The 15682-nt window shown below is 58.3% G+C and carries 12 protein-coding genes; 11 read left to right on the forward strand and 1 reads right to left on the reverse strand.

Annotated elements, in window-relative coordinates:
• The first annotated feature begins 25 nt into the window (after positions 1-25).
• The 8 genes from C1N84_RS07880 to C1N84_RS07915 all read left to right on the forward strand — a co-directional run bounded on the left by C1N84_RS07880 (position 26) and on the right by C1N84_RS07915 (position 7392).
• Positions 26-994, forward strand: a complete 969-nt coding sequence (locus C1N84_RS07880; RefSeq protein ID WP_088517721.1) for an HNH endonuclease signature motif containing protein — start codon at positions 26-28, stop codon at positions 992-994.
• A 143-nt stretch (positions 995-1137) separates the two neighbouring features.
• Positions 1138-1860: an RNA polymerase sigma factor FliA gene (locus tag C1N84_RS07885; RefSeq protein ID WP_021509900.1), complete on the forward strand. Its 723-nt coding sequence runs from the start codon at positions 1138-1140 to the stop codon at positions 1858-1860.
• Between the two features lie 49 nt (positions 1861-1909).
• Positions 1910-2413 (forward strand): flagella biosynthesis regulatory protein FliZ, encoded by a 504-nt coding sequence (gene fliZ, locus C1N84_RS07890; RefSeq protein WP_031280184.1) that lies wholly within the window; start codon positions 1910-1912, stop codon positions 2411-2413.
• A 131-nt stretch (positions 2414-2544) separates the two neighbouring features.
• On the forward strand, positions 2545-3531 hold the full coding sequence (locus tag C1N84_RS07895; RefSeq protein WP_058774542.1) for a D-cysteine desulfhydrase: 987 nt from the start codon (positions 2545-2547) through the stop codon (positions 3529-3531).
• Positions 3532-3679: 148 nt separating this feature from the next.
• Positions 3680-4480 carry a cystine ABC transporter substrate-binding protein gene (gene tcyJ / locus C1N84_RS07900; RefSeq protein WP_021509903.1) on the forward strand — a complete coding sequence of 267 codons (801 nt, stop codon included), beginning with the start codon at positions 3680-3682 and terminating at the stop codon, positions 4478-4480.
• A complete protein-coding gene (tcyL, locus tag C1N84_RS07905; protein ID WP_058757420.1) occupies positions 4480-5148 on the forward strand; it encodes a cystine ABC transporter permease in 669 nt (222 codons plus the stop codon). Before tcyJ ends, tcyL begins: the two co-directional genes overlap by 1 nt.
• Positions 5145-5897 carry an L-cystine ABC transporter ATP-binding protein TcyN gene (gene tcyN / locus C1N84_RS07910; RefSeq protein ID WP_058780700.1) on the forward strand — a complete coding sequence of 251 codons (753 nt, stop codon included), beginning with the start codon at positions 5145-5147 and terminating at the stop codon, positions 5895-5897. The genes tcyL and tcyN overlap by 4 nt, the downstream gene beginning before the upstream one ends.
• Before the next feature lie 412 nt (positions 5898-6309).
• Positions 6310-7392, forward strand: a complete 1083-nt coding sequence (locus tag C1N84_RS07915; RefSeq protein ID WP_058774543.1) for an acyltransferase family protein — start codon at positions 6310-6312, stop codon at positions 7390-7392.
• Positions 7393-7547: 155 nt separating this feature from the next.
• Here C1N84_RS07915 and putA read toward each other — a convergent pair whose 3' ends face one another.
• Positions 7548-11492, reverse strand: a complete 3945-nt coding sequence (gene putA / locus C1N84_RS07920; protein WP_264443651.1) for a trifunctional transcriptional regulator/proline dehydrogenase/L-glutamate gamma-semialdehyde dehydrogenase — start codon at positions 11490-11492, stop codon at positions 7548-7550.
• Positions 11493-11937: 445 nt separating this feature from the next.
• Here putA and putP point away from each other — a divergent pair, with 445 nt between their 5' ends.
• From putP to efeO, 3 genes are all read left to right on the forward strand, one after another.
• A complete protein-coding gene (putP, locus tag C1N84_RS07925) occupies positions 11938-13422 on the forward strand; it encodes a sodium/proline symporter PutP (protein WP_058771173.1) in 1485 nt (494 codons plus the stop codon).
• A gap of 256 nt (positions 13423-13678) precedes the next feature.
• Positions 13679-14512, forward strand: coding sequence for an iron uptake transporter permease EfeU (efeU, locus tag C1N84_RS07930; protein WP_021509909.1), 834 nt, complete (start codon positions 13679-13681; stop codon positions 14510-14512).
• Between the two features lie 51 nt (positions 14513-14563).
• On the forward strand, positions 14564-15682 hold the full coding sequence (efeO, locus tag C1N84_RS07935) for an iron uptake system protein EfeO (protein WP_104093194.1): 1119 nt from the start codon (positions 14564-14566) through the stop codon (positions 15680-15682).

Genomic DNA, 15682 nt, shown 5'->3' on the forward strand with positions numbered 1-15682 from the left:
TATTTTTCCTGTTTCTGGGGTGTCTATGCGCTTCAATTATGACTTGTTACCGGGTGAGCAACTGACCTTCGATGAGATCGCGCTGCGCTATGCGCAGCAGCATCCGGAGGAGAAGGAGCTCACCGCCCGCGGGTTGCTCAGCCCGTCAACCAGCTACCGCAACCTGGTGATCCGCGCGCTGTTTGCGCAGGAGGAGCTGAACAGTCCGCTGGAGGATCTGCTGTTCGTCTCCGACGATAACGAGCGCAAAAACTACCTGCGCCGCTTCGAGCATTACCTTAAGAACCAGCAGGCGTTTCTCTATTTTCGTCGTAACGATGAAGCGCGTAAAAGCGGACGCTGGAAAGTGATCGGCGAAACCCGGGTGTACGCGATGCTCGATCCCCGCTCGGCGGAAGCGCAAAACCTGCTCAACAGCCGCGGTTTTAAGCTGGTACTGATGCGTCAGACCGAAGAGGATGAGTACTGGCAGCTGTTTGATCCGCAGGCGCATCCCTGTTTCCCGCTGTCGCGCAAGATCCAGTTTTTAGTGGTGCTCAGCACGCCGCAGCAGAAAATGCCCAGCGCGGTGATGCCGGGTACCGAAGTGGGGCGGCGCGTCAAGGCGAAAGTGTTCCAGCGCGCCAGCCAGGCGGAGTTCAGCGCGGCGGTGAAAGCGCGCTATGGTGCCTGCATTATTACCGGCACGCGCTTAACCGAGCGCCACAGCTGGCCGTGGGTGGAAGCCTGCCATATCGACACCCAGGAGAATGAAGAGGGCTTTCTGGCGGATAACAGCGTCGACAACGGCCTGTTCCTGCGCAGCGACCTGCAGCGGCTGTTTATCAACAAAATGATTAGCATTGACGCAGAAACCGGTCAGGTGCTGTTTAATTCCGCGCTGGAATGCGACGAGTCCATTAGCCCTTTTTATCAGGCGCTTGAGGGCAAAACCTGTGCGCTGTGGGACGCCGTCCCGCCTGGCACAAGGCAGCGGCTGCGTAATCTGCGCTGAACCTGCGCACAATGGCGGTGCGATCCACCGCCATCCATAACAAATTTGAAATAACCTCGCTTTTGCCTGCCTATTCTGCCAATCGAAACCGCTACAGAATTGGATAATCATGCCGATAACTTTATTAACGCAGGGTAGTCAACGTGAACGATCTCTATACCGCCGATGGCGTGATGGATAAACATTCGCTCTGGCAGCGCTACGTTCCTCTGGTGCGGCATGAAGCGCTGCGCCTGCAGGTGCGTTTGCCAGCCAGCGTTGAGCTTGACGATCTGCTGCAGGCCGGTGGTATTGGCTTACTGAATGCCGTGGAGCGCTATGACGCGCTGCAGGGCACCGCCTTTACCACCTACGCCGTGCAGCGTATCCGGGGCGCAATGCTGGATGAGCTGCGCAGCCGCGACTGGGCACCACGCAGCGTACGTCGTAATGCGCGCGAGGTGGCCGGCGCCATGCATCAGGTAGAGCAAGCGTTGGGGCGCGCGGCTACCGAGCAGGAAGTGGCTGAGCGGTTGAATGTTTCGCTGGAAGAGTACCGGCAGATTCTGCTGGATACCAATAACAGCCAGCTTTTCTCGTACGACGAGTATCGGGAAGAACACGGCGACAGTGCGGAACTGGTCACGGAGGGGCATGAGGAAGCCAACCCGTTGCATCAGTTAATGGAAGGAAACCTGCGTGAACGCGTGATTGAAGCGATTGAGGCGTTGCCTGAACGCGAAAAATTGGTGCTCACACTGTACTACCAGGAAGAACTGAACCTGAAAGAGATTGGCGCGGTGCTGGAAGTGGGGGAATCCCGCGTCAGCCAGTTGCACAGTCAGGCGATCAAACGCCTGCGGGCCCGTTTGACGGGAGCGCGCTAACAGACTCAGTTCCTGGGGAACCAAAAATAAAAAAACCGGGGACTCAGCAATGGGAGCCAAAGTTAAAGCCAGACCGTTAAGTCGCTACCTTAAAGACTACAAACACAGCCAAAGCAACTGTTCACACTGTGGCAAAGTTTTAGACCGTATGGCGTTAGTGTTCCGCGGCCAGATCATCAATAAAGAGGCCATCGCACGCATGGACCAGATGATTGACGATCAGGTATGGATGAAACTCCAGCCGGAACTGACGGCGCTGTGCCGTTTCTGCAGCGATATTTTTTGTAATACCCATCCGAATTACTTCGATATCATGGCGTTCAAACAATATCTGTTTGAGCAGACCGAGATGAGTCACAGTACCATTCGTGAATATGTGGTGCGTCTGCGTCGTCTTGATGACATGCTGAAAGCGAAAAATTTCCCGGCAGAAAGGTTACGGGGCAACAGCTGGCATGAGTGTCTGCAAAACGATCTGCCCGATGCGGGCAACAATAACTACCGTATTGCACTGCGCAAATATGACCAGTTCTTAGGCTGGCAGCGCGGCTAAGGGTGATTCAGCCCCGGTTACTGGTGAGCATGCCAGCAACCGGGGCGCGTCGCGATCAATTCCGGATGCGACTTTTCTCATCTTCTGCAACACTGTAGGGATAACTGCATATTGCCCGAATGGAGGCTGCATTGTCCTTACATCTTCTGCACCAGTTTCCCCGTCTTGAACTGCTTGGCGCACCGACGCCATTAGAGCATTTGCCACGCCTGTCTGATTACCTCGGACGCGATATCTTTATTAAACGTGATGACGTCACGCCGGTGGCGCTGGGCGGTAACAAGCTGCGTAAACTGGAGTTTCTCGCTGCCGATGCGCTGCGGGAAGGCGCCGATGTGCTGCTGACCGCCGGCGCGATCCAGTCCAACCACGTGCGCCAGACGGCAGCCGTGGCGGCGCGCCTGGGCCTGAAGTGCGTGGCGCTACTGGAGAACCCGATTGGCACCGACGCCGCCAACTACCTGAGCAACGGCAACCGCCTGCTGCTGGACCTGATGGATGTCGAGGTCGTGATGGTTGATGCGCTGCACAATCCGCCGCAGCAGCTGGCAGAGCAGGCAGAACGGCTGGAAGCGCAGGGCTTCCGGCCTTACATTGTGCCGGTGGGCGGCTCGAATGCGCTTGGCGCGCTCGGCTACGTCGAATGCGCGCAGGAGATCGCCCATCAAAGCGAAGGCGTGGTGGATTTCGCTGCGGTGGTGGTGGCGTCGGGCAGTGCCGGGACGCATGCCGGGCTGGCGATCGGTCTGGAACAGCTGCTGCCGAATAGCGAGCTGGTGGGCGTTACGGTGTCGCGCAAGGTTGAGGCGCAGCTGCCGGTGGTGGAGCGCATTCGCAGCGCGCTGGCACAGCAGCTGGAGCTGGAAGCGCGTGCGCCGGTAACCCTGTGGGATGACTATTTTGCGCCGCGCTACGGCGAACCCAATGACGAAGGCATGGAAGCGGTGCGCCTGCTGGCGCGGCTGGAGGGCATTATGCTCGACCCGGTCTACACCGGCAAAGCGATGGCGGGTCTGATCGATGGCATCAGCCAGAACCGTTTCCGCCGGGAAGGGCCGCTGCTGTTTGTGCATACCGGCGGCGCACCGGCGTTATTTGCTTATCATCCTTCGGTATGAGACAGCAGCAAAAAAAGGTTTATAATCCAGCGGTTATTACAAAGAGCACATGCCGGAGCGGCACCCTTTATTGCGAGATAAAGCGCCGCGCCCAAAATGAGCGTTAATTAACCATAAGCACACAACACATCACAATAATGGGGTAAACATGGCTTTCTCTCCGATTCGTCGCCAGCTGGTGATGGGAATGATGGCGGTCGCACTGGTGGCGGGCGTGAACGTAAAAAGCTTTGCGGCAGAAGATTTGCTGGCGCAGGTCAAGAGCAAAGGTGAGCTGCGCGTCGGGCTGGAAGGCACCTATCCGCCGTTCAGCTTCCAGGATGAAAACGGCAAGCTGACCGGTTTTGAAGTCGAGTTTGCCCAGGAGCTGGCAAAACACCTCGGCGTGAAAGCGGATCTCAAACCGACCAAATGGGACGGTATGCTGGCCTCGCTGGATTCCAAACGTATCGACGTGGTGATCAACCAGGTGACCATCTCCGACGAGCGCAAGAAGAAGTATGACTTCTCCACGCCGTACACCATCTCCGGCGTGCAGGCGCTGACGCTGAAGAAGAACGCGGGCTCCATCACCAAACCGGAAGATCTGTCCGGCAAGAAAGTCGGCGTGGGTCTCGGTTCTAACTATGAGCAGTGGCTGCGCGACAACGTCAAAGGCGTGGATATCCGTACCTATGATGATGACCCAACCAAATATCAGGATCTGCGTTCAGGCCGCGTTGATGCCATTCTGGTCGACCGCTTAGCCGCGCTGGATCTGGTGAAAAAAACCGGCAATACCATGGCGGTGGCTGGCCCGGCGTTCTCCCGTCTGGAAGCGGGCGTGGCGCTGCGCAAAGGCAATGAATCGCTGCTGAAAGCGATTGATGGTGCGATTGCCGACATGCAGAAAGATGGCTCGCTGAGCAAGCTGTCTGAGAAGTGGTTCGGCGCGGACGTCACGAAATAATGCAGGAAAGTTTACAGCTGGTGCTGGATTCAGCACCTTTTCTGCTGAAAGGCGCGCTGTTCACGCTGCAGCTGAGTATCGGCGGGATGTTCTTCGGCCTGATACTCGGCTTCGTGCTGGCGCTGATGCGCCTGTCACGCTTCTGGCCGGTCAACTGGCTGGCGCGTTTCTATGTGTCGATCTTTCGCGGCACGCCGCTGATCGCCCAGCTGTTTATGATCTACTACGGTCTGCCGCAGTTTGGCATTGAGCTCGACCCGATTCCGTCAGCCATGATTGGTTTGTCACTTAACACCGCGGCCTATGCCTCGGAATCGCTGCGTGGCGCGATTGCGGCTATTGAGCGCGGTCAGTGGGAAGCGGCCGCCAGTATCGGCATGACGCCGTGGCAGACGCTGCGTCGCGTTATTCTGCCGCAGGCGGCGCGAACCGCGCTGCCGCCGCTCGGTAACAGCTTTATCAGCCTGGTGAAAGATACCTCGCTGGCGGCCACCATTCAGGTGCCGGAGCTGTTCCGGCAGGCGCAGCTGATCACCTCGCGCACGCTGGAAGTGTTCACCATGTATCTGGCGGCCTCGCTGATTTACTGGGTGATGGCTACGGTGCTGTCGGCGCTGCAAAACCGGCTGGAAGCGCACGTCAATCGTCAGGATCGGGAGGCAAGATGAGTGCAATTGAAGTCCGTCAGCTGGTGAAACAGTTTCACGGCCAGACGGTGCTGCACGGCATCGACCTCGATGTCGCGCCCGGCGAAGTGGTGGCCATCATCGGTCCGAGCGGCTCGGGCAAAACCACGCTGCTGCGCAGTATTAATCTGCTGGAAGTGCCGGAAAGCGGCCTGGTCAAAGTCGGTGACATCAGCATCGACGCCAGCCTCGGCCTGCATAAGCAGAAGGATAAAGTGCGGCAGCTGCGCCAGCAGGTCGGCTTTGTGTTCCAGAACTTCAATCTGTTCCCGCACCGTTCGGTGCTGGAGAACATCATTGAAGGGCCGGTAATCGTCAAAGGCGAAGCGAAGGCGGAAGCCATTGCGCGCGCGCGCACGCTGCTGGAGAAGGTTGGTCTGCACGGTAAGGAAGAGAGTTTTCCACGCCGGCTTTCCGGCGGTCAGCAGCAGCGCGTCGCAATTGCCCGGGCGCTGGCGATGCGTCCGCAGGTGATTCTGTTCGATGAGCCAACCTCGGCGCTGGATCCTGAACTGGTGGGCGAGGTGCTCAGCACCATCCGCGCGCTGGCGCAGGAGAAACGCACTATGGTGATCGTTACGCATGAGATGAGCTTCGCGCGTGACGTCGCCGATCGCGCCATCTTTATGGATCAGGGGCGTATTGTGGAGCAGGGCCCGGCTAAAGCGCTGTTCAGCAATCCGCAGCAGGCACGCACCCGGCAATTTCTCGACAAGTTTCTCAATCAATAATCTCTCCGGGCCGGTTCGCTGGCCCGAATTATTTTTCCTCTAGCAAAATATTAAATACCGCGCTTACCTTTTTGACGCATTAATAAATTTATTTCCCGGCGATATAATTAATGCTGGTTTACTCCGCTGCGGAATGTTCTTAATTTCCACGCGGCATTACGTGCGCGGCGCACCGTCAATTTATGCCATGAAGGCTTAAATAACAGCTATTCACAGCTAACCCGCCGGGCGGTCAATTTATCTCTGGTACTGTAAAGTATTGTTATATCAGGACCAGCGAAAAAGTTTTAGGAGTTTCGCTAGAGTCAGCCCCTGCTGCTTGTTGAATAATCGTTGAATAACCATAAAGGCTTCACTGCCTGTTTCTTCATTCTTCTCCTTTAAGACCTACACCTCAGCAGGAGTCAAAAATATGAATAACGCCAGGAAAGAAGATATTGCATGGGTGAATACCCTGAAAGGGGTGTGCATATTGCTGGTGGTGCTGTATCACACCGTATTACCCGGCTTTGAGGGCACGGTTAAATATCTCAGCGCCGGCTGGATCCCGGCGGAAATATGGGTGCAGTTTAATACGGTGTTATCACCGTTGCGTATGCCCGCCTTTTTCTTCGTCTCCGGCCTGCTTGCCACCAACGGCATTCTCAACCGGCCGTGGAAACAGGTATTTACCAGCCGCATTACCAATCTGTTCTATCTCTATGTGCTGTGGGGCTTTATTCAGTGGTGGTCGATTGTCGGCATTTCGACTGAAATCACCGGCCAGCGTATCTCGCAGAACCTCAACGCGGCTTACGCCGGTTCGCTGCTGGAGTTCCTTAAGCTGACCTTCCTGGCGATGAGTACCTCGTGGTACCTGTACGGTCTGGCGATCTACTTCCTGTGCGCCAAAATCTTCCGCCAGCACAAAGTGGCGCTGCTGGTGGCGGCGGTGGTGCTGAATTATCTGGCGGTGGAGAAGATCATTCCCTACTGGGGACCGCAGAGCGTGGCGCAGTATTTCCTGTTCTTCCTGCTGGGCGCGTTCTGGAGCCCGCTGATGTTGCGCCTGAGTCAGCTGCGCCGCGAGAACCTTCTGCCGTGGGCCGCGCTGGCCGCGCTGTCCGGCCTGCACGTGATTTTTGGCCTCGATAAGAGCCTGTTCATGTGCATCATCGCGGTGCTGGTGAGCGTGGCGGCGTGCCGCTGGCTCAACGCGCACTTCAGCATGCGTTACTTCAACTGGATTGGCCGCAACACGCTGCAGATCTACGTTATCCACCGCATTTTTATTGAGTTCTTCGGCATGTCAGCGATTCTGTTTGCGCAGCGCCATCATCTGTTTGAGCAGGCGTGGTTTGCGCTGCTGTGGGCGTGCTTCTATCCGCTGGCAATTGTCGGCATCTGTTCGCTGTGTTCGGTGGCGGTGTGGTCGCTGACCAACCGCGGGCTGGGGCAGTCGCTGTTTGTGTTCCCGACGCTGATTGGTTTGAAACGCAGTAAGTCGGTGGCGTGATGTGCGCAGGTAAGTTTTAAAATGGTACAAAAACGACGGAACGTTTCGTAGCGGCGCGATTCATCGCACAATGAATCGCGCCGCTACGACCTTATTGCAACTTGCGGTGTCCTTCACCGATCTCCATTACGCCATCCATGGCGATCCTGCTTTACTTAACCAATGGTCATCAGGCTGGCGTTGCCGCCGGCGGCCGCGGTATTGACGCTCAGCGAGCGCTCAATCAGCAGACGTTCCAGCAGCAGATTGGTCTCGCCGCGGGCAAAGCCCTGCACTGACACAATCGCGCCTTCGCGGGCGGCAATCTGTTCGCACAGGCTGCGCAGCTGATCGGCATCGCCGTGATAGATCACCGCATCAAACTCCGCCGCCAGCATATCTTTCGCCAGCGTGATGCGTGCCTGCACCGCGGCCGGCAGCGACTGGCGCAGCGTCCGATGCAGTTCGTCATCCTGCCACAGTGCCTGGCTACCGACGCTGGTGACCGCCGCCAGCTGAATCAGTGCATCCTGCTGATTGTCCGCGATACACAGTACCCGATCGCGCGGCAGCAGCGTAAAGGTATTGCGCTCACCGGTCGGGCCTGGCAGCAGTCGCACGGTCCCGGCCTGGCTCAGCGCATCGTAACGCTGACACAGCGCCAGCAGCTCCGGCTTATCCTGTGCCCAGCTCTGCAATGCCTGATGCGCGCTCAGCAGCGTGGTGCGCACGCTGCTGTCCACCGGCCGTTCGGCATCCTGACGATCAAAGGTGATGCGCAGGGCACCGTCCGGACGATGGGCCAGCAGGCGGTAGAGATAGAGCGGACCGCCGGCTTTCGGACCGGTGCCCGACAGGCCTTCGCCACCGAACGGCTGCACGCCAACCACCGCGCCAACCATGTTACGGTTAACGTACAGGTTGCCGACTTTCGCCCCGGCCGTCACCTGCGCAATGGTTTCATCGATTCGGGTATGCACGCCGAGCGTCAGGCCATAGCCCGAGGCGTTAATCTGCTCAATCAGCTGCGGCAGGTTGTTGCGCGCAAAGCGCACCACGTGCAGCACCGGACCGAACACCTCTTTATCCAGATCGCTGACCTGATCGAGCTCAATCAGCGTCGGTTTGATAAAGGTGCCGCTGTGCCACTCTTTGCTGTCCTGCGGATGCTCCTGCACCGCCTGATACACGGTAAAGCCTTTATTGCGCATCGCCTGGATATGGCGCTCGATGTTGGCTTTGGCTTCAGCGTCGATCACCGGACCGACGTCGGTCGACAGACGCTCCGGATTGCCCATGCGGCATTCGGCCATGGCACCACGCAGCATCTTCAGCGTGTGGTCCGCCACATCGTCCTGGATGCACAGCAGACGCAGCGCCGAGCAGCGCTGACCGGCGCTGTCAAACGCGGACGCCACGATATCCACCACCACCTGTTCGGTAAGCGCTGAAGAGTCGACGATCATGGCGTTCATGCCGCCGGTTTCGGCTATCAGCGGCGTCGGGCGACCCTGCGGATCGAGACGGCCAGCCAGGTTGCGCTGCAGCAGGGTGGCGACTGCGGTTGAGCCGGTGAACATCACGCCGCGCACCCGCTCGTCGCCGGTCAGCTGCGCACCCACCGTTTCGCCCTGGCCGGGCAGCAGTTGCAGCACGCCGGCCGGTACGCCGGCATCCAGCATGATCTGCACCGCCTGCGCGGCAATCAGCGGCGTCTGCTCGGCGGGTTTCGCCAGCACGCTGTTGCCGGCCGCCAGGGCGGCAGCAATCTGGCCGGTAAAGATCGCCAGCGGGAAGTTCCACGGGCTGATGCACACTACCGGACCGAGCGGGCGATGGGTTTCGTTATCGAAATCGTCACGCACCATGCCGGCGTAGTAATAGAGGAAGTCCACCGCTTCGCGCACTTCGGCAATGGCGTTGTTGTAGGTTTTACCCGCCTCACGCACCAGCAAACCAATCAGCTGCTGCATCTGATCTTCCATCGTCTGGGCGGCACGTTCGAGGATCGCGGCGCGCTCCTGCGGCGGCGTGGCGAACCAGATCGGTCCGGCATTCACCGCGGCATCCAGCGCACAGGAGACCTCTTCAGGGGTGGCTTCCCGCACGCTGCCGACGATATCCGCCGGCGTGGCCGGGTTGATCACCGCGCGGCTGCTGCCGCTACCCAGCTCGCCATCAATGATCGGCTGAGCCTGCCACGGCTGGCTGGCGCTGGAGAGCAGGGCGCTGGAGAGCGACGCCAGGCGGTGTTCGTTGGCCAGATCCAGACCGGCAGAGTTAACACGCTTGTCGCCATACAGATCGCGCGGCAGCGGGATCTTCGGATGCGGCAGACCAATTGCGCCTTCTGCGACACCCATTTTCTCCACCGCAGCCACCGGATCGGCCACCAGCTCGTCAATCGGCAGCGTGTTGTCAGCGATGCGGTTGACGAACGAGGTATTGGCGCCGTTTTCCAGCAGGCGACGCACCAGGTAGGCCAGCAGCGTTTCGTGGGTACCGACCGGCGCATAAATCCGGCACGGCCGGTTCAGCTTGCCGTCGGCCACTTTGCCCACAACCTGCTCGTACAGCGGTTCGCCCATGCCGTGCAGGCACTGGAACTCGTACTGGCCAGGATAGTAGTTGTTGCCCGCCAGCTGGTAGATCGCCGCCAGCGTGTGGGCGTTGTGGGTGGCAAACTGCGGATAAATCAGGTTAGGCACCGCCAGCAGTTTACGCGCACAGGCGAGGTAGGAGATGTCGGTGTACACCTTGCGGGTGTAAACCGGATAGCCTTCAAGGCCTTCCATCTGCGCGCGCTTGATTTCGCTATCCCAGTAAGCGCCTTTCACCAGACGGATCATCAGACGACGGCGGCTGCGCTGCGCCAGATCCACCAGCGCATCAATCACAAACGGGCAGCGCTTCTGATAAGCCTGAATCACGAAACCGATGCCGTTCCAGCCTTCCAGCTCCGGCTCAAAACAGAGTTTTTCCAGCAGATCGAGCGACAGCTCCAGGCGATCGGCTTCTTCGGCATCGATGTTGATGCCGATGTCATACGAGCGCGCCAGCAGCGTCAGCGATTTCAGGATCGGGTAAAGCTCTTCCATCACCCGCTCATACTGCGCGCGGCTGTAGCGCGGATGCAGCGCCGACAGCTTAATGGAAATGCCCGGACCTTCGTAAATGCCGCGTCCGTTGGAGGCTTTACCAATGGCGTGAATCGCCTGCTGATAGGAAATAAGATAGGCTTTGGCATCGCTGGCGGTGAGTGCCGCTTCGCCCAGCATGTCATACGAGTAGCGGAAGCCTTTCTCTTCCAGCTTGCGCGCGTTGGCCAGCGCCTCGGCGATGGTTTCGCCGGTGACGAACTGTTCGCCCATCAGGCGCATCGCCATATCCACGCCTTTGCGGATCAGCGGTTCGCCGCTCTTGCCGATGATGCGGTTCAACGATTTAGACAGGTTGGCTTCATTGTGCGTGGAGACCAGACGCCCGGTAAACAGCAGGCCCCAGGTGGCGGCGTTGACGAACATCGACGGGCTGCGGCCCAGATGGGACTGCCAGTTGCCGTTGCTGATTTTATCGCGGATCAGCGCATCGCGGGTGGGCTTGTCAGGAATACGCAGCAGCGCTTCCGCCAGGCACATCAGCGCCACGCCTTCCTGAGACGAGAGCGAGAACTCCTGCAGCAGGCTTTGCACCATGCCGGCGCGTCCGGTTGCCCCTTTTTGGTGCCGTAGCTTGTCCGCCAGGCTGTATGCCAGCTGGTGGGTTTTCTCTGCCAGCGGGGCAGGGAGACGCGCCTGCTCCAGCAGCATCGGCACCGCATCGGTCTCCGGACGACGCCACGCGGCGGTGATGGCCGAGCGGCTGACCGACTGCGGCAAAATGTGTTCGGCGAAGTCGAGGAAAGGCTGGAAGCTCTCTTCCGGCACACGCTCATCGTCTGCGGCATCATTCAGCTGCAGCGGGATCTCCGCCAGCGTTTCTCCCGCTTCCAGCTGGCCGAGATAGTTAAAAATTGCCTGCTTGATCAGCCAGTGCGGCGTGCGGTCAATCTTTTGCGCCGCCAGTTTAATGCGATCGCGGGTGGCTTCATCCAGCTTCACCCCCATGGTGGTGGTTCCCATGATTTCCTCGTCCTCAAAGTGTGAATCAACTTCAGCGTGGGCTGCACTATCACTCATGTTGCAACTTTGTGCAACCGTGTTAAATGTGACCTCGGTTGCACGTTTTTAACCGCCTTTTTTGTTAACGCAGCAAAAGCGGCACAGAACTTGCTGCAAGAATCTCGCCAGAGTTGCAACCCACCGCAACAAAACGCATCCTGGCTGACATCAGGTGCAACTTAAAATGTGAACAGGCGCAACCTGTGAGCATGAAAAATGCAAAGTCAGGTGAAACCCAGGTAACAGCTGTGTTAAATGCATTGTGCGCGTCGCACCTTTGCGGCAGGATACCGCGCCTTATGAGAAATCGCTTTCTCTGGATGCGGTAAAGCCCTGACGTTATCCCGTTCCGGTAACGCAGGAAAAAGATTTCTCTTAAGAGATCAAATAATAAGTGGAGAGACAGATGACAGTAAGTACACCGATGCTGGTGACATTTATCATTTACATCCTCGGGATGGTGTTGATTGGTTTTATCGCGTACCGCTCAACCAAAAACTTTGACGACTATATTCTGGGCGGTCGCAGCCTGGGCAGCGTGGTAACCGCGCTGTCGGCCGGGGCCTCGGACATGAGCGGCTGGCTGCTGATGGGACTGCCGGGCGCGATTTTTCTCTCCGGGATCTCTGAGAGCTGGATTGCCATCGGCCTGACGATTGGCGCGTGGCTGAACTGGAAAATTGTTGCGGGTCGCCTGCGCGTGCAGACCGAGCATCACAATAATGCCTTAACCCTGCCAGACTTTTTCACCAGCCGCTTCGAAGACCACAGCAAAATTCTGCGCGTCATCTCGGCACTGGTAATCCTGATCTTCTTCACCATTTACTGTGCCTCGGGCGTCGTGGCGGGTGCGCGCCTGTTTGAAAGCACTTTCGGCATGAGTTATGAAACCGCGCTGTGGGCCGGCGCGGCAGCAACCATTCTTTATACGCTGGTGGGCGGTTTCCTGGCGGTGAGCTGGACCGATACCGTGCAGGCCAGCCTGATGATTTTTGCCCTGATCCTGACGCCGGTGATTGTGATTATCGCCGTCGGCGGACTGGATGATTCGCTGGCGGTGATTGAAGCGAAAAGCCTGGAAAACCTCGATATGCTGAAGGGCCTCAACTTCGTGGCGGTGATTTCACTGCTCGGCTGGGGCCTTGGCTACTTCGGCCAGCCGCACATTCTGGCGCGCTTCATGGCCGCAGACTCGCACCGTTCTATTCGCACCGCGCGCCGCATCGGCATGGCCTGGATGATCCTGTGCCTGGCTGGTGCTGTTGCGGTGGGCTTCTTCGGTATCGCCTATTTCCAGAACCATCCGGAGCAGGCGGCGGGCGTAAGCGAAAACGGCGAGCGCGTGTTTATCGAGCTGGCGCGCATTCTGTTCAACCCGTGGATCGCCGGTATTCTGCTGTCGGCCATTCTGGCGGCGGTGATGTCGACCCTGAGCTGTCAGCTGCTGGTGTGCTCGAGCGCGCTGACTGAGGATCTGTATAAAGGGTTTCTGCGTAAAAATGCCAGCCAGAAAGAGCTGGTGTGGGTTGGCCGTTTAATGGTGCTGGTGATTGCGCTGGTGGCAATTGCGCTGGCCTCCAACCCGGAGAACCGCGTGCTGGGGCTGGTGAGCTACGCCTGGGCAGGTTTTGGTGCCGCATTCGGTCCGGTGGTGCTGTTCGGCGTGTGCTGGAAGCGTATGACGCGCAACGGCGCGCTGGCCGGCATGATTATCGGGGCCGCTACGGTGCTGATCTGGAAGCAGTACGCCTGGCTCAACCTGTATGAAATCATCCCGGGCTTCCTGTTTGCCAGCATCGCTATTGTCGTGGTGAGCCTGGCCGGCCGCGAACCGTCGGCTGAAGCGCAGCAGCGTTTCGATGCCGCCGAAGCAGAATACAACACCAAATAACGGTGTTGGTCTGAGTAAAGCGGGGAGCGCGAGTGCCGTGCTCCCCGCAGTTTTCGTGTCTCGTCCTCTGCGCACGATTTATCGCGCAATCTGTCCCCCCGTCCTGACTTTCCCGCATCGCTACCTGGTCCGCAAAAGCAAAATTAATTTCGCGCGGTGACTTGTATTTTCATCCGCGATAATGATAATCGATATCGTTCGCACTTTACGTATTTTTACCTAAGGTTTACCCTCCTTAACATTCAAGAGGTTGGTGATGTTCGTTCCCTTTCTCATTATGCTGCGCGAAGGTCTCGAGGCAGCGCTCATCGTCAGCCTGATTGCCAGCTATCTCAAACGCACCCAGCGCAGCCAGTGGTTCCCCGCGATGTGGGCTGGCGTGTTTATCGCTGCGGCGCTGTGCCTCGCGCTCGGTATTTTCATCAACGAGACCACCGGTGAGTTCCCGCAGAAACAGCAGGAACTGTTTGAGGGCATCGTGGCGGTAATTGCCGTGGTGATCCTCACCTCAATGGTGTTCTGGATGCGCAAGGTGTCGCGCAATATCAAAGCCACGCTGGAAAAATCCGTCGATCAGGCGCTGCAGAAGCCGGGCGGCAGCGGGTTGCCGCTGGTGCTGATGGTGTTTCTCGCCGTGGCGCGTGAAGGGCTGGAGTCGGTGTTCTTTCTGCTGGCAGCGTTTACCCAGGATGTCGGTTATGCGCCGCCGATTGGCGCGGTGCTGGGTCTGGCGACCGCCATCGTGCTGGGCATGCTGATTTACTACGGCGGCGTGCGGCTTAACATGGCGCACTTCTTCCGCTGGACCAGCCTGTTCATCCTGCTGGTGGCGGCCGGTCTGGCGGCGGGGGCGATCCGCGCCTTCCATGAGGCGGGACTGTGGAACCACTTCCAGGCGACCGCGTTTGACTTCAGCAACACGCTCTCTACCCATTCGATCTTTGGCACGCTGCTGGAAGGCATTCTGGGTTATCAGGAAGCGCCGAGCGTCAGCGAAGTCGCAGTATGGCTGATTTATCTGATCCCGGCGCTGCTGCTGTTTTTCTTCCCGGCGCGTCCGGCACCCAGCGCTGCACGTTCGGTGCGCTAAATTTTCGCAGGCGCGCGTGCGCCTGTACCTTCATGTAACAGGGATATGACTATGACGATTCGCTTCCGCCGTAAGGCGCTGTTGCTCTCCATGCTGGCGCTGTCCGGTGCCGCTTCTGCCGCTGCCGTACCGCAGGTCACGGTGACGGTCACTGACAAGCAGTGCGAGCCGATGTCGCTCAACGTGCAGGCCGGTAAAACCCAGTTCATCATCAAAAACAACAGCCAGAAAGCGCTGGAGTGGGAAATCCTCAAAGGCGTGATGGTGGTGGAAGAGCGCGAAAACATCGCGCCCGGCTTCAGCCAGAAGCTCACCGCCAACCTGGAAGCGGGTGAATATGACATGACCTGCGGCCTGCTCACTAATCCGAAAGGCAAGCTGGTGGTCAGCGGTGACAGCAAAACCGCCAGCAGCGGCAAGCCAGATGTGCTGCAGCTGGTCGGGCCGATTGCCGATTACAAAGTCTACGTGATGGCAGAAGTGAGCGCGCTGGTGGCCGGCACCAAAGCCTTTACCGACGCGGTAAAAGCCGGTGACGTGGAAAAAGCCAAAGCGCTGTATGCGCCGACGCGTGTGCACTATGAGCGCATCGAGCCGATTGCCGAACTGTTCTCTGACCTCGACGGCAGTATTGACGCGCGTGAAGATGACTTCGAGAAAAAAGCGGAAGATCCGAAATTTACCGGCTTCCACCGGCTGGAAAAACTGCTGTTCGCCGACAACACCACCAAAGGCGCGGACGCGTTCGCTGACCAGCTGTATAAGGATGTGCAGGATCTGCAAACCCGCGTCAGCGAGCTGGCCTTCCCGCCGGCGAAAGTGGTCGGTGGCGCGGCAGGCCTGATTGAAGAGGTAGCGTCCAGCAAAATCTCCGGTGAGGAAGATCGCTACAGCCGTACCGATCTGTCCGATTTTCAGGCCAACATCGACGGCGCACAGAAAATCGTTGATCTGCTGCGTCCTCTGCTGCAAAAAGCCAATCCGCAGCTGCTGGCGAAAGTGGACGCGAACTTTAAGAAGGTGGATGGCATTCTCAGCAAATACCGCACCAAAGACGGTTTTGCTTCCTATGAAAAGCTGACCACCAGCGACCGTAATGCGCTGAAAGGGCCCATCACCACGCTGGCGGAAGATCTCTCCCTGCTGCGCGGCACTTTAGGTCTTGATTAA

The sequence above is a fragment of the Pantoea sp. SGAir0418 genome (genome assembly GCF_043529865.1).